Raw genomic sequence first — 21,001 nt, 5'->3', positions numbered from 1 at the left:
CCCGGTGGGAGGTGCGCTCACTCCGCCTCCAGCACCGTCGACCGCCGGTTCCACGCCCGCGGTGCCCGCCAGTGGAACCGCATCGCGCACAGCCGCAGCACGAACGCGGTCACCACCGCCAGCGCGCTGGTGAGCGGGGTGAGGGTGTCGAAGCGGATGCACAGGGCGACCATGGTGGCGCCGACCATCGCCGGCACGGCGTACAGGTCGCGGTCCCAGCGCAGCAGCGAGGGCACCTCGTTGGCGAGGACGTCCCGCAGGACGCCGCCGCCCACCGCCGTGGCGAGTCCCAGGCAGGCGGAGGCGGTGAGGCCGAGTCCGTGGTCGTACGCCTTGGTCGTCCCGGCGACGCAGAACAGGCCGAGGCCGGCCGCGTCGAAGACGTTGACGCCGGTCTGCAGGCGCTCGACGTGCGGGTGCAGGAAGAAGACCAGCAGGGTGGCGAGGAGCGGGGTCACGAAGTACCCGAGGTCGGTGAAGGCCGCGGGCGGCACCGCCCCGATGATCAGGTCCCGGAGCAGCCCGCCGCCGAGCGCGGTGACCTCGGCGAGGACGGCGATGCCGAAGACGTCGAAGTTCTTGCGGACGGCCAGCAGCGCACCGGAGATCGCGAAGACGAAGATGCCGACGAGATCGAGGGTGTGCTGGACGGACGGGCTGAAGAGTTGCTCGTACACCCCGACATTCTCACCCGGCAGCGAGCCCCCGCCTTCGTTCGCAAGGCGGGGGCTCGTCGAGCGGGTTCGTCATCACTTGCCGTGATCGCTTGCCGGGATCACTTACCGTGATCACTTACCGGGATTGCCGCCGTGATCGCTCACCGCGGCTCACCGCGCCGTGGCTACTTCTCGTCGGCCGTGGCCTCCGGGCCGGACTCCGGGGTGTCGGAACCGGTCGCCGGCGGTGTGGTGGCCGCGGTGTCCGACGGGGCGGGCCGCACGGCGGCGCTCTGCGTCGCCCCGGACTCGGCCACCTCCGTCACGGTCTTGCCGGAGTCGGAGGATTCACCGGCCGCCGGGACCTCGTCGGCCTCCGGGATCGCACCGGCCTCGGAGACCGCACCGGCCTCCGGACCCGCGCCGGCGGTGGGGCCGCCCACGGTCAGTTCCCCGGCCTCCACCTCTGCGGCGACCGCCGCCGAGGTCTGCGCCGAGGCGGCCAGCGCCTCCTCGGAGACCAGTTCCGCCGCCGCCTTGGCGTCGGAGAGCAGGACGACGTCCTGCGGGGCCTGGTCCGCGAAGTTCTCCGGGTGGTGGCAGGCGGCCTGCTGGCCCGGACGCAGCTCCTTCAGCGGCGGCTCGACGGTCGTGCAGATCTGTGTCGCCTTCCAGCACCGGGTGTGGAAGCGGCAGCCGGTGGGCGGCGAGATCGGCGAGGGCACGTCGCCCTTGAGCAGGATGCGCTCGCTCTTGACCCCGCGCCGCGCCGGGTCCGGGATCGGCACCGCCGACAGCAGCGCCTTGGTGTACGGGTGCATCGGCGACTTGTAGAGCTGGTCGCGGTCGGCCAGTTCCACGATCTTGCCGAGGTACATCACCGCGATCCGGTCCGAGACGTGCCGGACGACCGACAGGTCGTGCGCGATGATCACGTACGTCAGGCCCAGCTCCTGCTGGAGGTCGTCGAGGAGGTTGACGACCTGGGCCTGGATCGAGACGTCCAGCGCGGAGACCGGCTCGTCGGCCACGACCAGCTTGGGGTTGAGCGCGAGGGCGCGGGCGATGCCGATGCGCTGGCGCTGACCGCCGGAGAACTCGTGCGGGTAGCGGTTGTAGTGCTCGGGGTTGAGACCGACCACCGACAGCAGCCGCTGCACCTCCTTCTTCACCCCGCCCTCGGGCTCGACGCCCTGGAGCTTGAAGGGGGCGCTGATGATCGTGCCGATGGTGTGGCGCGGGTTCAGCGAGGAGTACGGGTCCTGGAAGATCATCTGCACGTCGCGGCGGAGCGGGCGCATCGGGCCGACGCCGAGGTGCGTGATGTCCTGGCCCTCGAACTCGACCGTGCCGGCCGTGGGCTCCAGGAGCCGGGTGATCAGCCGGCCCATGGTCGACTTGCCGCAGCCGGACTCGCCGACGACGCCCAGGGTCTCGCCGGACTTCACCTCGAAGTCGAGGCCGTCGACCGCGCGGACCGCGCCGACCTGGCGCTGCAGCAGCCCCTTCTTGATCGGGAAGTGCTTCTGCAGCCCCGTCACCTTCAGCAGGGTCTCGCCGGGGGCGGCGCCCTTGGTGAGAGTGGCGCCGCCGCTCTGTGCAGGGATGGCCACTGCTTTGTCTCCCGCGTTCTCGCTCACAGCTTCGGCGCAATCTCTTCGATCCAGATACGCTCCCGCTGCTCCTGCGACATGTGGCAGGCGGCCCAGTGCTTGGCTCCGACCTCGGACAGCTCCGGGCGGACCGTGCGGGTGACGTTGTCCTTGGGCACGTCGGCGTACGGGCAGCGCGGGTTGAAGGCGCAGCCGGACGGGACGTTGATGAGGGAGGGCGGCGAGCCCTTGACCGGGATCAGGCGCTCCTGCTGGTCGCGGTCGAGACGCGGCATCGAGCCGAGCAGGCCCCAGGTGTAGGGGTGGCGGGGCTCGTAGAACACCTTCTCGGCCGGGCCGCGCTCGACGCAGCGGCCGCCGTACATCACCAGCAGGTCGTCGGCGAGTTCGGCGACGACGCCGAGGTCGTGGGTGATGACGATGACCGCGGAGCCGAACTCCTTCTGCAGGTCCCGGATCAGGTCGAGGATCTGCGCCTGGACGGTCACGTCCAGGGCGGTGGTCGGCTCGTCCGCGATCAGCAGTTCGGGGTTGTTCACCAGCGACATCGCGATCATCGCGCGCTGGCGCATACCGCCGGAGAACTCGTGCGGGTAGTTGTCCACCCGCTTGTCCGGCTGCGGGATGCCGACCCGGTCGAGCATCTCCACCGCGCGGCGCTTGGCGGCCTTCTTGTCCACCTTGTGGTGGACCCGGTACGCCTCCACGATCTGCTGGCCGATCGTGTAGTACGGGTGCAGCGCCGACAGCGGGTCCTGGAAGATCATCGCCATCTGGCGGCCGCGCAGCTTGCGCACCTCGTCGGGGTCGGCGGAGAGCAGCTCGGTGCCGTCCAGCCAGATCTCGCCGGAGATCTGGGCCTTGCGCTTGCCGTACTGGCCGGCGGTGTGCAGGCCCATGATGCCCAGCGAGGTCACCGACTTGCCGGAGCCGGACTCGCCCACGATGCCGAGGGTCTTGCCCTTCTCCAACTGGAAGGTGAGGCCGTCGACGGACTTGACCAGGCCGTCGTCGGTGGGGAAGTGCACCTTCAGGTCGCGTACTTCCAGGAAGGCGTTCGGCGCGGGCGAGGCGGCGGCGGGCTCGCCCACCGCGGCCCCGCTCTTGCTCAGTTCGGTCATGCGAGCCTCACTCGGGGGTCGATCACGGCGTACAGGACGTCCACCACGAGGTTGGCGATGAGCACCGCGAGAGAAGTGATCAGGGTGACGCCCAGAATGACGGGCAGGTCCTGGGTCTTGATCGCGTTGAGCACCGCCTGGCCGAGGCCGGGGAGGCTGAACGTCGTCTCGGTCAGGATAGCTCCGCCGATGAGGGCGCCGAGGTCCATGCCGAGCATGGTCAGGATGGGCGTCATCGTCGAGCGCATCGCGTGCTTGCCGATGACCACGGGCTCCGTGAGGCCCTTGGCGCGCGCGGTGCGGATGTAGTCCTCGCCGAGGATCTCCATCATCGTGGCCCGGGTGATGCGGGCGTACATCGCGGCGTAGAGGAAGGCCAGCGTGACCCAGGGCAGGATCATGCCGCCGATCCAGCCGCCGACGCTCTCCTCCAGGGGCACGTACTGGGCGTCGAGCCAGCCCAGTCCGTAGGAGAAGACCGCGAGGCTGAGCAGACCGGTGAAGTAGATGGGGAGGGAGACACCCGCGAGGGCGACGACCATGGCGCCGCGGTCCCACAGGGTGCCGCGCTTGAGCGCGGAGAGGACACCCGCCGCCAGGCCGAAGATCAGCCACAGCACGGCGGCACCGAGCGCGAGACCCAGGGTCACCGGGAAGCGGTCGGTGAGCACCGGCCAGATGGCCTGCTCGGTCCGGAAGGAGTAGCCGAAGCACGGGGCGGCGCACTCGGTGACGTCACCGCCGCCCGAGTAGGTGCGGCCGGTGAAGATGCCCTTGAAGAACTCCCAGACCTGGGCGTAGATCGGGTCGTTCAGACCCAGCTTGTCCGCCACCGCGGCCACCGAGGCGGGGTCGGCCTGCTTGCCCACGAAGCTCTGGGCGATGTCGACGCCGGCCCACTTGGGGATCAGGAAGAAGATGCTGAAGACAACGATGACGATGACCACGAGCATCACTACGGCGGCGAACAGCCGCCTGATGAGGTAAGCGAGCACAGCTAACGGCCCGCTGCGGACCGCGGGCCACCTACGGTCTCCCCCACTGTCTTATGGACGTGGGAGGTTCCCCCAGGTGGCCCGCGCTCACGCCGCGCCGGCCTTCACCTGCCTTTCGTGCCGTACGGCGGGTGTGCCGGTTACTTCGAGGACTTCAGGCCGAGGTTGACGAAGTCGTACATGCCGCTGTACCCGTCCGTCGTGTAGACGTTCGCCAGCCGGCTGGAGCGCCAGTTGATGAACTTCTCGAAGGTGAAGGGCAGGTAGTAGGCGCCGTCCATCACCTTGTGGTTGATCTCGGTGGCGACCTTGGCCTTGCCGGCGTCGTCCAGCGTGGTCAGGTAGTCGTCGAAGAGACCGTCGATCTCCTTGTCCTTGATGAGCGAGAAGTTGTTGTTCCCGCTCTCCAGGATGTAGTCGCTGTGCCACAGCGGCAGGCCGTAGCCCTGCACGGACGGGAAGTCCGGGCCCCAGCCCATGATGATGATGCCGTACTTCTTCTTCGCCACGTTCGCGGGTGCGCCGATGATGCTGGCGTACTGCGCGCCGTCGTACTGCTCGATCTCGGCGTCGACGCCGATCTTCTTCAGCGACGCCTGGAGCGACTCGGCGGTCGCGATCTCGACGGGCTTGTTGTTGCGGACCGCGATGTTGGTCTTGAAGCCGTTGGGCTTGCCGCAGGCCTTCAGCTCTTCCTTGGCCTTGGTGGCGTTGCCGCTCTTGTTGGCGCCGGCGATCTCGTACGGGTCGTACTTCTGGCCCTCGGCGCCCGGGACGGACGGCGGCAGCATGTTGGTGCCGATGTCACCACCGGCGACCGGGCCACCGCGCGCGGTCTGCAGCGAGACGTGGTCGGCGCCGTAGATCAGGGCCTTGCGGCACGCCTCGTTGTCGAACGGGGCGACGTTCTGCGCGAAGGCCGCGTACCGGATGTAGCCGGAGACCGGGTTGTCCAGGTTCTCCTTGTGCTGCTTCAGGGCGGTGGTGCGGCCCTGCGGGGAGAGACCGGTCTGGGCCAGGTCCACGTCGTAGTCGCCGGCGATCAGACGGGCGTCCAGGTCGTTGGCGTTGGTGAAGAACTTGATCGAGATCTTGTCCGGGTACGCCTTGCGGACCGGGTCGGAAGCCTGCTTCCACTCCGGGTTGCGGACCAGGACCAGGTTCTTGCCCGGGGTGTACGACTGGAACTTGTACGGGCCGGAGGAGAACGGGTGCAGGCTGTACTTGGACTTGGTGTCCTTGTCCTGGCGGACCGGGGAGGCCGAGGTGAGCGCCAGCATCTCCTCGAAGTCCGAGTTGGCCTTCGGCAGCTTGAAGACGATCGTGGTGTCGTCCGGCGTCTCGATGGCCTTCAGGCCCAGCTTGTCCTTGGCCTTGTCCTTGTACGGGCCCTTGTACTCGTCCTTGGGGTCGAGCACCTCCTTGAGGTACGTCGGACCGCCGGACAGCACGTCCTGCGCCCAGACGCGCTCGATGCCGTACTTGACGTCCTTGGAGGTGATCGGCTTGCCGTCCTCCCAGGTGACGCCCTCACGCAGCTTGTACGTGTAGGTCTTGCCGTCGTCCGAGACCTCGGCGACCGAGGTGGCGAGGTCGGGGGTGACCTCCGCGCCCGCCTTGCCCGGCTCGGTCTTGTTGGTGACGAGCTGACGGCTGTAGTAGCGGGAGAAGTTCCACATGAAGCCGTAGTAGCCGCGCGTGGTGTCCCACGAGTCGGCGTCAGAGGTGCTGGCGAACTTCAGCTCGCCGCCCTTCTTGGCCAGCGAAGCCTGGGCGACCTTGTTGTTCGCGGCGTCGAAGCCGGCGGCGCCGTTCTTCGATCCCCCGTTGTCGCTGTCACCGCCGCCGCACGCTGCCGTGGTCAGCAGCGCGGCGACCACGGCGGCAGCCGCCATGATCTGCTTGCGCCGCCCTGAGGTGCGTTGGGTAGTCACGATCTCGGATCCTCCGGATTAGATGAGAGACACCGTGCGGAAACCACGGGTCGCCTTGCGGTACGGCAGGTTCAGCGGGAGCCCTTCGGGTCCAGCGCGTCTCGTACGCCGTCGCCGAAGAGGTTGAAGGCAAGAACGGTGATGAAGATCGCCACGCCCGGGACCACCATGTACATCGGGTCCGAGTCGTAGTAGTCGATCGCGCTGGAGAGCATCTGTCCCCAGGAGGCGGTGGGCGGCTTGACGCCCACGCCCAGGAAGCTGAGCGCCGCCTCGGTGAGGATGTTGGTGGGGATCATCATCGTCGTGTAGACGATGATCGGCGCGACCAGGTTGGGCAGCAGTTCCTTGAACAGGATGTAGAACCGCCCCGCGCCCAGTGACCTGGCCGCCTCCACGTACTCCCGTTCTCGCATCGAGATGGTCTGGCCGCGTACCACCCGCCCGATGTAGGGCCAGCCGAAGAATCCGATGACCAGGATCATCACGAACAGACGCACGCCGGTGCCACTGAGGCCCAGCAGTTCGTTCGGCATCACGGAGACCAGCGCGATGATGAAGAGCAACTGCGGGAAAGCCAGCAGGCCGTCCATGACCCGGCTGACGAGGGAGTCGACCCAGCCGCCGAAGAAGCCGGCCAGCACGCCGAGGACGGTGCCGATGACGACGGCGACGACGGCGGACAGGAAGCCCACCAGCAGCGAGATCCGGGCCCCGTAGACGATGCGGGCGAAGATGTCGCGGCCGTTGACGGGCTCGACGCCCAACAGGTGGTCGCCGCTGATGCCGCCGAGGGAGCCGATCGGCGTACCGAACAGCGGGTCGATCATGTCCTCGTTGTGGGCCTCGGGGTCCTGCCCCACGAGGTGGGCGATCACGGGCGCGAGCAGGGCGATCGCGATCAGGACGAGCACCACCACACCGCCCGCGAGGGCGAGCTTGTCCCGCTTCAGGCGCTCCCAGGCGATCCGGCCCAGGGAACGCCCCTGTACCGACTTCGACTCGGCGCCGGCAACCGCCGCTTCCTCGGCCGCACTGGGGGCCGCTTCCGCGGTCGGCTCGTGCAATGGTGCCGTCATCTGGCAGGGACCCCTCTCAACCGGCGGTAGCCGGCCCGCACTTGCCGCTGTAGCGGCGTGATCAGTCCGTCGTACTCAGGGCGGACGCCCCTTTGTGCCGGAGTCTTCAATGGTTTGGCGATCTGTTGCCAGACTTGGCGGTGAATGGATGCGCAACCGTGATGCGGTTTGAGGATTTCCGTTATACGGACAGTGGGTAACGGGGTCCGGACACGGGCAAACTGGGACATCACGTTCTTACTGGTGGTTATGATCCGACTCTACGCGCGGAGACCGGTTCATTCCGACTGCGGAACCATTCGCTCCGTTTTTCAGTGCCGGCCACTCGCCGGAGGATAGCCGTACCCGCCGGCGGGGGCCTGGGCGGGAGCCGCGTGGGCCTCGCGGTCGTAGAACGGCCGGGCGTGCGAGCGCAGCCACATGGCGACCGGGTCGAGCGCGTCGGAGATCGCCACGGTGGAGACCGGCAGCCCGTCCGGCACCGCGCCGACCGAACCGCGCATCATCGCGCGCACCGCCTCCACGGCCGGCGGGGAGGTGTCGTACACGTCCAGGCCGATGGCGAGGTACGGCGCGCCGAGGGCGGGCTGCACCCAGGCGCGGCGCAGCGAGCGGACGGCCGGGGTGCGGTGGGCGTTCTGCGTGAGCAGGGCGTAGAACTGCGGGATCTCGATGGCCGGATCGGACAGCCGCAGCGGCCCCGCGGGCTGGCGGTCCAGGCCGGTGGCGATGCGGCGCAGGTCGAGCCAGGGGATGCCGACGCCGCCGCCCGGGGCGTGCGGGTTGAGCCAGAGGCCGTAGCGGTCGGGGTAGAGGGCGCGGGCCACCTCCAGGCCGTCGACGACCTCGTACGACCTGTTCCAGCCGCTGGCCGACAGTTCCTGGGCGGAGGTGACGCAGGGCGCGTAGCCGTAGCCGTCGACCTCCATCTTCCCGTACTGGGCGTCCGCGGAGCCGGCCTGGCCGTGCCACAGCAGCATCCACACCTGCCCGGAGGCCGGGGCCGACAGGGCGCGCAGGAGCGCCTCGTAGGCGTCGTAGCGCCCGGGCGTCACCTGGCGCAGCATGTGCTCGACGTGCCCGGCTGCGGCGGTCCCGCTCGCGCTCACCTGTTACCGACCCTTCGAGAATCGTCCCCTGGTTGGGGACCAGCTTAGGGCGCCCCGGCACCGGAGGGCGCGTGCGTGCCGGGACGCGCCTCGGTGCCGGGCGTGACGCCGGCCGGCCGGGCGGCGGCTACAACTCCCCTTGGTAGAACGGCCGCACCCGCTCGCGCAGCCAGTCGCAGACCGGGTCCTGGGCCGCCTCCAGCAGGATGAGGTTGACCGGCCACGGGACCGGCGCCCGTCCCAGGGCGCGGCCCAGGGCCTCCAGCGGCAGGGTCCGCGCGTCACCCTCCCAGTGGGTCAGTTCGACGCCGACGAACAGGACCGGCGCCGCGGTCTCGACGGCGGCCAGACAGCGGCGGGCGCTGCGTACGACGCCGATGGCGGCGAACTCGGCACCGGCCGCGGCGAGGAAGTCGACCGGGTCCTCCTGCCAGTCGGGCTCGTAGAGCCGGACCCGGCCGCCGCTCGCCGGCCCGTCCAGCGGGGTGCGCCCGGCCCGGCACAGCTCGGCCACGGCCGGCGGCGGCAGCGGGATGCCGACGACACCGTCCGGGTTGACGGCGATGCCGACGTGCGGGGGCAGACCGCGGGCGAACTCGACCGCCGGGGCGACGGTGAACGCCATGTGCGCGCCCGCGACCTGCCGGAGCTGCTCCTCGGAGCTGAACACCGGTACGTACGCCTGGCCCTCGATCTCCAGCGTGGGCAGGTCGAGGGGCCCGCTGTGCGGACCGCCGCCCTGGGGCAGCGGGACCCAGACGAGGCCGCGGCCGAGCACCTCGACTATCCGGCCGCCGGCGCCCGGCACGCCGAGGGAGGCCGAGAGCACCTCTTCCAGCTCGTTGCCGGGCCAGCCGCCGTGCGCGTGGGGATGTGCCCGCGCCGGGAAGTCCGCGGAGAAGTCCGCCGGGAAGTCCATCTGCCTACCGCCTGTGTGGAACCGCTGCTGGGGCTGGAAAGGCTAACCCGTACGGCCGGCCCTCCCGCGGCCCGCCGGTGTCCCGCTCCCCTCGCCGGGGGCCGGTCAGCCTGTGAAGGCGATGCGGCTCAGGGTGTCCGCCGCCGCCCGGTCCAGGAGGATCGCCGAGGTGCACCCGGCCGGCAGGGAGCCCTGCTCCGCGCCGCGCACCAGGCGGGTGGTGGCCGCGCGGTGCCGGAGGAACGCGTACCGGGAGACGCCCCGGCCGCGCTCGCGCTGCCCGGCCAGCGCCCGTTCGGCGCCGACGTCGAGGAGCAGCAGGTGCAGGGTGCCCTCCCGGCGGCGGGCCTCGCGGGCCAGCCAGCCGCGCACCCACGCCTGCGTGCCGCAGTCGTGCACGACCACGCCCTCGCCGGAGCGCAGCGCCCGGCGCAGCCCGGCGAAGTGGGCGAGACGGACGAGCGGGCGGTAGAGCCCGTACGGCAGTAAGCGCGGCATCCGCCGGTCCCAGCGGTCGCGGGTGTCCTGGGAGTCGATGCGCCGGCCGCGCACCGTGCGCTCCATCAGCGTGGACTTGCCGCTGCCGGGCAGGCCGGTGACGACCACCAGGTCCCGGGGTCCGAACAGCAAGGCGTGCGGGCTGTGGCCGTCTCTGTCCCGCAGATCGCGGACGACGGACGCGGGCAGTTCGGCGCACACCTCCCGGGCCGGTGCGCCGGGCTGCTCGGGCAGTGCGAGACCCGAGGTCGTGGCGTACGCCGTGGTCCTGTTCACCGTGATCGTCCTCCCCTGGGGCGGTACGAGTCCCCTCCCCGTCGAGTGTAAAGAGAAGGTAATGCGGAGGTCTCGTGTTTTCGTTCGCTTACTGCCACAAGCCGGTTACAGATCGCGGGCCTGCCGTGAGCGGGCCCGCCGTGCAATGATGGCGACGCCAACTGCATACCGGCCGTTCGAATCCGCGCGGGAGAGTCCCCGGTCCGCACCGGGGCGCCGAAGGAGCAAGTCCCTCCCTTGAATCTCTCAGGCCCCCATTACCGCGCGGGCGAGGCACATCTGAAAAGCGGGCCGCCCCGGTGGCCCCACCCAAGGTGCAAGTCCCGGCCGCCGCGCTCCGGTGGCCGAGGCGAACCTCTCAGGTTCCGATGACAGATGGGGAGGACCGACCTCGCCCGTCCTGCCCTGGGAGACGACCGATGAGCAGTACCGACCCCCGGCGCCCGCGCCGCACCGCGCTCGACGCGCTGCACCGTTCGCTGGGCGCGAGCATGACCGACTTCGCCGGCTGGGACATGCCCCTGCGCTACGGCTCCGAACGCGACGAGCACACCGCGGTGCGCACCCGCGCCGGGCTCTTCGACCTCTCCCACATGGGCGAGATCACGGTCACCGGCCCCGAGGCGGCCCGCCTGCTGGACCACGCGCTGGTCGGCAACATCGGCGCGGTGCGGCCCGGCCGCGCCCGGTACACCATGATCTGCCGCGCGGACGGCGGCATCCTGGACGACCTGATCGTCTACCGCCTGGCGGGGACCGGGGCGGAGGCCGGGGCGCCGGCCGAGGTGGAGGCCGGCGCGGGGGCCGGGGCGGAGGCTGGGGCCGGGGCGGCGGCCGAGGCGGGGGCCGGGGCGGCGGCCGAGGCGGGGGCCGGGGCGGGGGCCGGGGCCGGGTCCGCCCGTTATCTGGTCGTCGCCAACGCCTCCAACGCCCAGGTGGTCCTGGACGCGCTGACCGAGCGGGCGGCCGGCTTCGACGCCGAGGTCCGCGACGACCGCGACGCCTACGCGCTCCTCGCCGTGCAGGGCCCGGAGTCCGCGGGCATCCTCAAGGGGCTCACCGACGCCGACCTGGACGGTCTGAAGTACTACGCGGGCCTGCCCGGCACCGTCGCCGGCGTCCCCGCGCTGATCGCCCGCACCGGTTACACCGGCGAGGACGGCTTCGAGCTGTTCGTCGCGCCGGCCGACGCCGAGCCGCTGTGGCGGGCGCTGACCGAGGCGGGCGCCCCGGCCGGGCTGGTGCCGTGCGGCCTGTCCTGCCGCGACACGCTCCGCCTGGAGGCGGGCATGCCGCTGTACGGGCACGAGCTGACCACCACGCTGACGCCCTTCGACGCGGGGCTCGGCCGGGTGGTCAAGTTCGAGAAGGACGGCGACTTCGTGGGCCGCGCCGCGCTCGCCGAGGCCGCCGCCCGGGCCGAGCACAGCCCGCCCCGGGTGCTCGTCGGCCTGGTCGCCGAGGGCCGCCGGGTGCCGCGCGCCGGGTACGCGGTCGTCGCCGGCGGCGAGGAGGTCGGCGAGGTCACCTCCGGCGCCCCGTCCCCGACCCTCGGCAAGCCGATCGCCATGGCGTACGTCGACGCCGAGTTCGCCGCCCCGGGCACCCCGGGCGTCGGCGTGGACATCCGCGGCACCCACGAGCCGTACGAGGTCGTGGCGCTGCCGTTCTACAAGCGCCAGAAGTAGCGCCGGCCCGGACGGTCCGGACGCGATCCGGCCGGTGCGGGCAGAGCGGGCATCCCGCTCGACCTGGGCCGCCCGGCAGTCCCGGACGGCACCGGCCGGTGGGGCCGCGCGCGGGGTGCCGAAGGTGACCCCGCGCACATTTCCGCCGCTCGGCCGGGTCCCCGATACTCCCCAGTACTCCCCCCTTCACCAGCACTCCCCCGCATACAGGAGAATTCAGGCCATGAGCAACCCCCATGAGCTGCGTTACAGCAAGGAGCACGAGTGGCTGTCGGTCGCCGAGGACGGCGTCTCGGCGGTCGGCATCACGGAGCACGCGGCCAACGCGCTCGGTGACGTCGTCTTCGTCCAGCTCCCCGAGGTCGGCGCCGTCGTCTCGGCGGGCGAGACCTGCGGCGAGCTGGAGTCGACCAAGTCCGTCTCCGACCTGTACTCCCCCGTCTCCGGTGAGGTCACCGAGGTCAACGAGGACGTCGTCGACGACCCGTCGCTGGTGAACTCCGCGCCCTTCGAGGGCGGCTGGCTGTTCAAGGTGCGCGTCACCGAGGAGCCGGGCGACCTGCTCTCCGCCGACGAGTACACCGCCTTCTCGGCCGGCTGACGGGCGAGGACACGATGACCCTCCTGAACACGTCCCTGCACGAGCTGGACCCGGACGTCGCCGCCGCCGTCGACGCCGAGCTGCACCGCCAGCAGTCCACCCTGGAGATGATCGCCTCCGAGAACTTCGCCCCGGTGGCGGTCATGGAGGCCCAGGGCTCGGTCCTGACCAACAAGTACGCCGAGGGCTACCCGGGCCGCCGCTACTACGGCGGCTGCGAGCACGTCGACGTGATCGAGCAGATCGCGATCGACCGGGTGAAGGCGCTCTTCGGCGCCGAGCACGCCAACGTGCAGCCGCACTCGGGCGCCCAGGCCAACGCGGCGGCGATGTTCGCGCTGCTCAAGCCGGGCGACACGATCATGGGCCTGAATCTCGCCCACGGCGGTCACCTGACCCACGGCATGAAGATCAACTTCTCCGGCAAGCTCTACGACGTGGTCGCCTACCACGTCGGTGACGACGGCCGGGTCGACATGGCCGAGGTCGAGCGCCTCGCCAAGGAGAAGCAGCCGAAGCTGATCGTGGCCGGCTGGTCCGCCTATCCCCGGCAGCTCGACTTCGCCGCGTTCCGCCGGATCGCGGACGAGGTCGGCGCGTACCTGATGGTCGACATGGCGCACTTCGCCGGTCTGGTCGCGGCGGGCCTGCACCCGAACCCGGTCCCGCACGCGCACGTCGTGACGACCACCACGCACAAGACGCTGGGCGGCCCGCGCGGCGGTGTGATCCTCTCCACGGCCGAACTGGCCAAGAAGATCAACTCCGCTGTCTTCCCCGGTCAGCAGGGCGGCCCGCTGGAGCACGTGATCGCCGCCAAGGCGGTCGCCTTCAAGGTCGCGGCCGGCGAGGAGTTCGCCGACCGCCAGCGCCGTACGCTGGAAGGCGCACGCATCCTGGCCGAGCGCCTGGTACGGGACGACACCAGGGCGGCGGGCGTCTCCGTCCTCTCCGGCGGCACCGACGTCCACCTGGTCCTGGTCGACCTGCGCGACTCCGAGCTGGACGGACAGCAGGCCGAGGACCGTCTCCACGAGGTCGGCATCACGGTCAACCGCAACGCCGTCCCGAACGACCCGCGGCCGCCGATGGTGACCTCCGGTCTGCGCATCGGTACGCCGGCGCTGGCCACCCGCGGCTTCACCGCCGAGGACTTCACCGAGGTCGCGGACGTGATCGCCGAGGCGCTGAAGCCGTCGTACGAGGCATCGGCGCTGAGCGCCCGGGTGAAGGCCCTGGCCGACAAGCACCCGCTGTACCCGGGCCTGAACAAGTAGGACCCCGGCCACCGCAGCACCCGGGGCGCCCGCCCGCCACAAGTGAGCGCGGCGCCCCACCCCGCACGCCCCTCTGCACCACCCCCGTATTGAGGAGTTCCCCGTGGCCATCTCGGTCTTCGACCTGTTCTCGATCGGCATCGGTCCGTCGAGTTCGCACACGGTCGGCCCGATGCGCGCGGCCCGCATCTTCGCCCGCCGCCTGCGCAACGAGGAACTCCTGCCTCGCGTCGCCGCCGTCCGGGCCGAGCTGTACGGCTCGCTGGGCGCGACCGGCCACGGCCACGGCACCCCGAAGGCGGTGCTGCTGGGCCTGGAGGGCGACTCCCCGCGCACGGTGGACGTGGAACGGGCCGACGACCGCGTCGAGGCGATCAGGGAGACGGGCCGCCTGCGCCTGCTCGGCGACCACGAGATCCCCTTCTCCTTCGACGACGACCTGGTCCTGCACCGCCGCGAGACACTCCCGTACCACGCCAACGGCATGACGCTGTGGGCGTACGACGCCGAGGGCACGGAGCTGCTCTCCAAGACGTACTACTCGGTCGGCGGCGGGTTCGTCGTGGACGAGGACGCGGTGGGCGCGGACCGGATCGTGCTCGACGACACGGTGCTGAAGCACCCCTTCCGCACCGGCGACGAGCTGCTGCGCCTGACCCGGGAGACCGGCCTGTCGATCTCCGCGCTGATGCTGGAGAACGAGCGCGCCTGGCGCACCGAGGACGAGATCCGCGCGGGGCTGCTGGAGATCTGGCAGGCGATGCGGGCGTGCGTGTCGCGCGGCATGTCCCGCGAGGGCATCCTGCCGGGCGGTCTGAAGGTGCGCCGCCGGGCCGCGAACACCGCCCGCAAACTGCGCTCCGAGGGCGACCCGCTGGCCCTCGCGATGGAGTGGATCACGCTGTACGCGATGGCCGTGAACGAGGAGAACGCGGCCGGCGGCCGGGTCGTGACCGCCCCCACCAACGGCGCGGCGGGCATCATCCCGGCCGTCCTGCACTACTACATGAACTTCGTGCCCGGCGCCGACGAGGAGGGCGTGGTCCGCTTCCTGCTCGCGGCCGGCGCGATCGGCATGCTCTTCAAGGAGAACGCCTCCATCTCCGGCGCCGAGGTCGGCTGCCAGGGCGAGGTCGGCTCGGCCTGCTCGATGGCGGCGGGCGCGCTGGCGGAGGTGCTGGGCGGCTCCCCCGAGCAGGTGGAGAACGCGGCCGAGATCGGCATGGAGCACAACCTCGGCCTGACCTGCGACCCGGTGGGCGGTCTGGTCCAGATCCCGTGCATCGAGCGCAACGGCATGGCCGCGGTGAAGGCGGTCACCGCCGCCCGGATGGCGATGCGCGGCGACGGCAGCCACAAGGTCTCCCTCGACAAGGTCATCAAGACCATGAAGGAGACCGGCGCCGACATGTCCGTCAAGTACAAGGAGACGGCGCGGGGCGGGCTCGCGGTGAACATCATCGAGTGCTAGGCGGATGGGGCCTGATCCGCACGTTTCCCTGCGTTCCACGCAGGTGGGACCCAGCGGACGTGGCTACGGCCCCGGCTGTTCCCTGGTCTGCGGACCGGGCTGTGGAACCGGGGCCGCGGGCGGGTGGCCCGGGCCCCGATGTCGTGCGGTGCTGAATCTGCGGACGAGGGGTGATTCGGCCAGGGTGAAAAGGAGATGGGCGAGAAGCAGCGAAACCGCGAGCGCGACCAGCAGGATCCCGGCGCGGGCGGCCTGTGACGGAGGGTCGTCCGCGACGAACCACGTGTGTGCGTACGTCAGGACCAATTCGTGCACCATGTAGAAGGCGAACGAGAGTTCTCCGAGACGGACCAGTGTCTTTCCTCGGAAGTGTGATGTCGTTCCCTTTCGGTCGGCTTCAGCGGCGGCCACCACCAGTGGCGTGAGCCAGAGCGCCGCCGTACCACCCATGTAGTACAGATAGGGGAGATGGGAGCTGACCGCATAACCGCCGGCGGCAATCAGGAATGCCGGCAGCACACCCAGCCGTGGCCAGGCGTCCGCGCACACCAGCAGCGCGACCGCCATGCCCAGGACGAACTCGATCGCCCTGACCGGCGGGAAGAAGTAGACGAACCAGATCTGCTCGAAAGACAGCGAACCGTCCGCGACGGGCGGCAGGGCGACACCGCCGATCAGGTACCGCGCGATCACCGGCACCAGCAGGGTGAGTGTGGCCAGCGCACCGGCCAGTACCCGGAGCATCCGCACCGGCGCCCGCCTCAGTACCCGCAGCAGCGCCGGGAAGCACAGGTAGAAGAACAGTTCGCAGGAGAGCGACCAACTGACGGTGTTCATGGCGGTCGGAACCGTCATGCTGGGGACCCACGCCTGCACGAGGAGAAGGCTCGCGAGGGTGTCCGGGACGGCGAACGGTCGGGCCATGGCGAGCATCAGCGCCGCCGCCAGCGCGAACGTCACGAGATGGTTGGGAAAAATCTTCACGAGCCGGCGTCGCCAGATGCGCGGAGCGGTGTCGTTCGGTCGCGCCGACCACGTCAGCACGAAGCCGCTGAGGACGAAGAAGAAAGTGACACCGTAGGAGCCGGCGCTGACGAAGATCTTTTCCAGTCCCTCTCCGACGGAGCCACCGAGGTACCTGCCTTGCGCCGTGGCGTGGAAGGCGAACACGAGCAGGGCCGCGATGAATCGTAATCCGGTCAGAGAGGGCAATCTGGCGGCGTAGGGCTGCCCTGGTGACGGCATCGGTTCTGCCTTCCGGTTCTGAGCGGGGCTCGACGGTGCGCATCAGGAACGGCCTCACGAGGCGCGGGCCGAGGGACGCTCTCAGGTGGCAGGCGGCTGCAGTCGGCCCATGAGGGCAGCCACTTCACGGTGCGGACCGCAGTCGCGCTGTGTGAATTCCTTGAGGACCCGATCTCTGACCTCGGGTTCCTGCTCCTGGCTCAGCTTGAACATGCCGTCGGCTCTCGACACCACCACTCGGAACGCTCCGACGCCGGGAACGATCTTCCGGAAGTAGTCGAGAGATTCCGACATGTCCCAGTCGCCCCCGAATTCCCCCTCGAAATCCCCGACCGTGGACTTGACGACTTCCAGTGTCTCTTCCACAGAAGTGATCTTCTCCAGCACACCACGCACATGCACCGTCGCGAAGTCCCACGTCGGCGCCGCCGGCGTCAGGCGGTAGATCGACGGTGAGACGTAAGCGTTGGGCCCGCTGAAAGCAAGCAGTACCGGGTTTCCCGACCGCAGCTTCTCCCAGTGCGGGTTCTGTCGATTCATATGCCCCAGCAGAATGTCTTCCGACGTCTCGGCAGCACTCTTGGCTTTCGCTCCCGGATCGCGAATCACGGGTACGTTGGTGGCGAACGGCCCATGGCCCGCACCACCATTGCTGACGAGCAAGGCCAGCGGGTAACGGCGGATCAGATCGTCTATCCATGCGTCGGCCGGCTCGCGGTAGAGATCCGGAACAAAAAGGCAGGGCCTGCCCTCTTCGGACACCGGGTGAGCGCCCCTCTCACTTTCCTGACCCGATCCCCCTGTCACAGCTCCTCGCTCTCCGCCAAGGCCCGGGCGGCCGCATCGTCGAGACTGAGCGACACCCACTTCTCGAACTCGATGCCCGACTGCTCCGCGGCTTTGCACCAGCGCTGGACCCGCGTGCCAGGGAATTCGAGACGTCGTGTCACATCCAAGGCCTTCTCGGTCTCGCCGGATTCCCTGATGAAGTGACGCAACTGCTTTGTGGTCCAGTTGAGCACCTCAGCGCGACTGAGCAGCTCCTCCTGCTCGTCGACCGGGAGCGAGGCGACTTCGGCATGGTGCTGGAAGGTCAGCTTGGCACGCCGCCGGCGCATCTCGAACCGGCGTGACACCCACGCGTAGTTGCGCAGCGTCTGGTACTTGAGGCCCACCGCGCGGATGCCGCGCTGATACCTGTCGTCGTAGTGGTCCTTCCCGTAGACGAGCCAGTCGCCCAGCCACCACGAGGAGGAGTCCAGCAGCCCCGCGATCTGGGAGCCGGCATGCTCCCATTCCTCGAAACTGAGGTCGCTCGGAATCTGCAGCCCCACTCGCGTCGTCACGACCCCGGACCCGCGTGACGCCCCCTCACCGGGCGGCCTGCGGCGCGGTTGCTCGAGGGGGGACGACCGGGGAGTTCTCGTGGCCCGGCTGCCATTGACGTCGGTGGTCGTGTTCATCAGGACACCTCCCCGTGAGAACGGCACAAAGGGGCAAACCCTCAAGAGGCCCCTCAGCCACGAATAATCTCTGCAGCAGACCGCGCGCCGGGTGGCCCCACGTTCCGCACCCGACGACTCACCGATCTTCAAGTAACTGTCAGTCCCGAAAGGGTGAGAGATGCACTTATTCGGCATGGCAGCGGCACGGCAACGGCATTCTCGGGAGTGCGGAGAACGCGCCAGTGGCCCACCATTCGAGGAAATTTGCTCAACGCTAGTCAAGACCATAGGCGTTGCACTGGCAAGACCAAGTACAACGGCGCACCACGACTTACACGAGTCTGTCACCGTGTGTATACGGTAATCACCGCGAGTGATATGTTTGCTCACGCGCTTTCGCGGCCGATGCCAGTCGAGCAGCAGGTGCCGTTTTCCGGCCAGCCGGACCGGCCCTATCAGCGGCCACTTCACCCTCTTACAGGGCTGACGCAGCCAGACCTGCACCCACCCCGATCGATATCAGCCACTCGCCGCGCAAACCGCGCCACCGAATCAAGATGCGGTTAAGATCCACGCACATGCAACCAGCCGTATGCTGGCTGCATCTACCGTCCCTCCTCGTGGTTTACGCGCAGAAAATCTTGACTCCTGTGGTTCACGAAAGGTGACAAACGGTGGTGCACTGCGCAGACGGTCCAGATATCGCAGGGTCAGTGGCATCCGCAGCGGCAGAGACCTCATTCAAGAGGTTCACCTCACAGCTTTTCAGACACCTGCTGCGAGCCGATCAGCATCGGTGGGCCCAAACTTATCTCGCCGGATTACTAGTCACTCCGGGCAAGAAATCCATACCCCGACTGGCCCGGAGTGTCGGTTCCTCGCCCTCGACCGCGCACGCGCTGCGCCAGTTCATCAACGTCAGTCCCTGGGACTGGAAGCCGGCCCTGCAGGAGATCGCCGCGTGGGCCCAGGAGGAGTCCAGCCGTGCTTGCGCCTGGTCGATAGGCCGGTCGCTGCAGCCCAAACGGGGTGAGCAGTCGGTAGGGGTCCACCCGTACACGGACCCGGTCTCGGGACGCATCTTCAACTGCCAGGTGGCGCTGGGCATGTTCCTGACGATCGGCGCGACTCCGGTCCCCACCAACTGGCGCCTGTTCCTGCCCCGGAGCTGGGCCAATGACCCCACGCGCCGCAAACGCACCCGCATCCCGGACACCGAGCATCACCGGCCGTTGTACAAGCACGCCCTGGAGCTGGTGGACTCCCAGGCCCAGCACTCCGCCTCCGTCCCCATTGTCCTGGACATGCGGCACGACCCGGACGTCAGGCTCCTGCTTCCCGCCCTCCGCCGACGCGGCCACCGCATGGTCATCGCCGTTCCGCCGACCCTCAAGGTCAGGCCCGACGACCCCGTCCGCGAACCAGTGCCGGGAGTCGTGAACGCCAGGACGTGCGTGGCGACCGGTCCGGTGAGTGAGGTACTCGTGCCGGTGGGGCCCGAGGGGGTGCTGCGGCGCAAACGCGTCCGGTCCGTTCCCGTCCGGCTTCCGCGCCAGCAGGTGGACCCCGCCGACAATGAGCCGTACCGGCTCTTCGGGGAGTGCGGTCCGGACGGCGGTCCGCTCTCTTTGTGGGTGACCACCTTCCCGCGGCACAAGCTCGCCCATGCGGCATCGCTCACGGCGCTGGCCCGCTGCACCGCATCCGTCATCAGCGACATGGAGGACTCCGTCGGCCTGATCGACTTCGAGGGCCGCTCCTATCCCGGCTGGTACCACCACATGACGCTGGCTTCGGCGGCGTACGCCTACAGCCGACTGGTGTGCGGAGCCACGTCCGGCGGCTCATGAGGCCCGGTGCTCCGTCATGAAGTCGGCCGCCACCTTCAGCAGTGCGTCAGCCGCGCTGAAGAGGGCGATGTGGTCGCCATGGGGCTCCACCCGCAGTCGCCCGGCGGCCAGGTGGGCGGCCACGCGTTCGGAGCCGGCCGGGTGGGCGATGTCGTCGTCCCTGCTGGTGACGACCAACGTGGGCTGGTCCACCCTCGGCAGATAGGGCCCGACGTCCGTGCTCGTGATGCCGGTGTTGAGCCTGCAGTACCGGTAGAGCAGTTCGGCTGTGGCATACGGGTAGAGCACGAGGTGTGCGACATCGGCGGGTGTGCTGGTGAGCATGGCCTGGCAGAAGGCGGCGTGCACCACTCGCGCGGAGGGGCGGCTGCGCGCCGCGGTCGTCATCAGCTCGATGAGGTCGTGCTGGTGCTTGGTCTCCAGGCTTCGGTCGGCGAATCCGTACGCGCCGTGCCACAGACTCAGCGAGGAGACCCTTTCGGGCCGTTCGGCCGCCGCCGCCAACGCGATCACCGCGCCTCCGCACAGGCCGACGACGTGGGCGCGGGAGACGCCGTGGTGGTCCAGCGTCGTGAACAGATCCGAGGCCTGCGCGGCGATGTCGACGCGGTGATCACCGCAATGGCCGGAGGCGCCGAACAGTCCCCGGCTCTCCCAGGTCAGCACCCGCCGGTCGCGGGCCAGGTATCTGAGCCAGGTCTCCGTCAGCACTGCGGGCATGCCGCAGGCGGGGATGAGGACGGCGGCCTCGTCCCCTTCCCCCGCCGCGTACACGTTCAGCGGAACTCCGTCCGAAGACAGGACGGTCTCCTTGCGGGCGAATGCCTCGAAGCTGCCCCGGACCACTTCGGCGACTGTCCGGTCGACCTCGTGGAGCAGATCCACCGGCACGACGGAGGCCCGGGTCACCCATTCCGTGAGGGCCAGGCGCCGGCTGATGACCCGCTCGAACACCTGGAGGTCGTCGAAGACCGCGTCGAAGGCCGGTGCCAGACCGGCGACTCCGGCGCGTGACGCGACCCTCTCCAGCAGTTTCGCCAGTGCCCTCCCTTGTGCGGCCGGCATGCCGGGAGGCACCACGACGCCTTCGCGGTTCACGGGAACGACCCGGGCGGGCACGTCGAGTCCTTCGGCGAGCGGCCGCACCGACAGCACGCGCGCCACGAGGTCCGCAACGGCCCTCTGTGTCTTCCGGCCCAGCATCCGGCGGTCTCCTCCACTACG

General features: G+C 69.6%; 18 protein-coding genes and 2 riboswitches. Of the genes, 5 read left to right on the top strand and 13 right to left on the bottom strand.

Features of this window, described 5'->3' with window-relative positions; all coding sequences use genetic code 11:
• Positions 1-17: 17 nt before the first annotated feature.
• From ABEB00_RS29640 to ABEB00_RS29600, 9 genes are all read right to left on the bottom strand, one after another.
• Complete coding sequence (locus ABEB00_RS29640) at positions 18-677, bottom strand: trimeric intracellular cation channel family protein (RefSeq protein WP_345623611.1); 660 nt, start codon at positions 675-677, stop codon at positions 18-20.
• 164 nt (positions 678-841) lie between these two features.
• Entirely contained in the window at positions 842-2,269 is a 1,428-nt protein-coding gene (locus ABEB00_RS29635; RefSeq protein ID WP_345623610.1) for a dipeptide ABC transporter ATP-binding protein, read from the bottom strand.
• 23 nt (positions 2,270-2,292) lie between these two features.
• On the bottom strand, positions 2,293-3,390 hold the full coding sequence (locus tag ABEB00_RS29630) for an ABC transporter ATP-binding protein (RefSeq protein WP_345623608.1): 1,098 nt from the start codon (positions 3,388-3,390) through the stop codon (positions 2,293-2,295).
• Positions 3,387-4,385: an ABC transporter permease gene (locus ABEB00_RS29625; protein ID WP_345623607.1), complete on the bottom strand. Its 999-nt coding sequence runs from the start codon at positions 4,383-4,385 to the stop codon at positions 3,387-3,389. The genes ABEB00_RS29630 and ABEB00_RS29625 overlap by 4 nt, the downstream gene beginning before the upstream one ends.
• A gap of 140 nt (positions 4,386-4,525) precedes the next feature.
• The gene (locus tag ABEB00_RS29620) at positions 4,526-6,319 is read right to left on the bottom strand and encodes an ABC transporter substrate-binding protein (protein WP_345623606.1); all 1,794 of its coding nucleotides are present in this window, start codon (positions 6,317-6,319) and stop codon (positions 4,526-4,528) included.
• Positions 6,320-6,390: 71 nt separating this feature from the next.
• The gene (locus ABEB00_RS29615; protein ID WP_345623605.1) at positions 6,391-7,398 is read right to left on the bottom strand and encodes an ABC transporter permease; all 1,008 of its coding nucleotides are present in this window, start codon (positions 7,396-7,398) and stop codon (positions 6,391-6,393) included.
• Between the two features lie 311 nt (positions 7,399-7,709).
• The gene (locus ABEB00_RS29610) at positions 7,710-8,507 is read right to left on the bottom strand and encodes an enhanced serine sensitivity protein SseB C-terminal domain-containing protein (protein WP_345623604.1); all 798 of its coding nucleotides are present in this window, start codon (positions 8,505-8,507) and stop codon (positions 7,710-7,712) included.
• Positions 8,508-8,634: 127 nt separating this feature from the next.
• Positions 8,635-9,426 (bottom strand): enhanced serine sensitivity protein SseB, encoded by a 792-nt coding sequence (locus ABEB00_RS29605; RefSeq protein ID WP_345623603.1) that lies wholly within the window; start codon positions 9,424-9,426, stop codon positions 8,635-8,637.
• A 105-nt stretch (positions 9,427-9,531) separates the two neighbouring features.
• Positions 9,532-10,200 (bottom strand): AAA family ATPase, encoded by a 669-nt coding sequence (locus tag ABEB00_RS29600; protein WP_345623601.1) that lies wholly within the window; start codon positions 10,198-10,200, stop codon positions 9,532-9,534.
• Positions 10,201-10,377: 177 nt separating this feature from the next.
• A riboswitch (glycine riboswitch) is annotated at positions 10,378-10,473 on the top strand.
• Positions 10,474-10,585, top strand: a riboswitch (glycine riboswitch).
• Between ABEB00_RS29600 and ABEB00_RS29595 the strand changes: the two genes are divergently transcribed.
• The 4 genes from ABEB00_RS29595 (at position 10,569) to ABEB00_RS29580 (ending at position 15,237) form a co-directional block, all read left to right on the top strand.
• On the top strand, positions 10,569-11,888 hold the full coding sequence (locus tag ABEB00_RS29595; protein WP_345623599.1) for a glycine cleavage system aminomethyltransferase GcvT: 1,320 nt from the start codon (positions 10,569-10,571) through the stop codon (positions 11,886-11,888). (Overlaps the previous riboswitch by 17 nt.)
• A gap of 223 nt (positions 11,889-12,111) precedes the next feature.
• Complete coding sequence (gcvH, locus tag ABEB00_RS29590) at positions 12,112-12,489, top strand: glycine cleavage system protein GcvH (RefSeq protein WP_345623598.1); 378 nt, start codon at positions 12,112-12,114, stop codon at positions 12,487-12,489.
• A gap of 14 nt (positions 12,490-12,503) precedes the next feature.
• The gene (gene glyA / locus ABEB00_RS29585; RefSeq protein WP_345623597.1) at positions 12,504-13,766 is read left to right on the top strand and encodes a serine hydroxymethyltransferase; all 1,263 of its coding nucleotides are present in this window, start codon (positions 12,504-12,506) and stop codon (positions 13,764-13,766) included.
• A gap of 103 nt (positions 13,767-13,869) precedes the next feature.
• Positions 13,870-15,237 (top strand): L-serine ammonia-lyase, encoded by a 1,368-nt coding sequence (locus ABEB00_RS29580; RefSeq protein ID WP_345623596.1) that lies wholly within the window; start codon positions 13,870-13,872, stop codon positions 15,235-15,237.
• 63 nt (positions 15,238-15,300) lie between these two features.
• Here ABEB00_RS29580 and ABEB00_RS29575 read toward each other — a convergent pair whose 3' ends face one another.
• From ABEB00_RS29575 to ABEB00_RS29565, 3 genes are all read right to left on the bottom strand, one after another.
• Entirely contained in the window at positions 15,301-16,449 is a 1,149-nt protein-coding gene (locus ABEB00_RS29575; RefSeq protein ID WP_345623595.1) for an acyltransferase family protein, read from the bottom strand.
• Between the two features lie 114 nt (positions 16,450-16,563).
• A complete protein-coding gene (locus ABEB00_RS29570) occupies positions 16,564-17,244 on the bottom strand; it encodes an FMN-binding negative transcriptional regulator (protein WP_345623594.1) in 681 nt (226 codons plus the stop codon).
• Between the two features lie 41 nt (positions 17,245-17,285).
• Positions 17,286-17,945: an LmbU family transcriptional regulator gene (locus ABEB00_RS29565; RefSeq protein ID WP_345623593.1), complete on the bottom strand. Its 660-nt coding sequence runs from the start codon at positions 17,943-17,945 to the stop codon at positions 17,286-17,288.
• Positions 17,946-18,601: 656 nt separating this feature from the next.
• Here ABEB00_RS29565 and ABEB00_RS29560 point away from each other — a divergent pair.
• A complete protein-coding gene (locus ABEB00_RS29560; RefSeq protein ID WP_345623591.1) occupies positions 18,602-19,777 on the top strand; it encodes an IS701 family transposase in 1,176 nt (391 codons plus the stop codon).
• On the opposite strand, the gene ABEB00_RS29555 is transcribed toward ABEB00_RS29560, so the two are convergent.
• The gene (locus ABEB00_RS29555; protein WP_345623589.1) at positions 19,772-20,980 is read right to left on the bottom strand and encodes an alpha/beta fold hydrolase; all 1,209 of its coding nucleotides are present in this window, start codon (positions 20,978-20,980) and stop codon (positions 19,772-19,774) included. The genes ABEB00_RS29560 and ABEB00_RS29555 overlap by 6 nt on opposite strands.
• Positions 20,981-21,001 lie beyond the last annotated feature (21 nt).

The sequence above is a fragment of the Streptomyces ziwulingensis genome, assembly GCF_039542605.1.
GTDB classification, from domain to species: Bacteria; Actinomycetota; Actinomycetes; order Streptomycetales; family Streptomycetaceae; genus Streptomyces; species Streptomyces ziwulingensis.
Note: the sequence above shows the minus strand (reverse complement) of the source record. Positions and strands in the feature narration are given on the sequence as shown.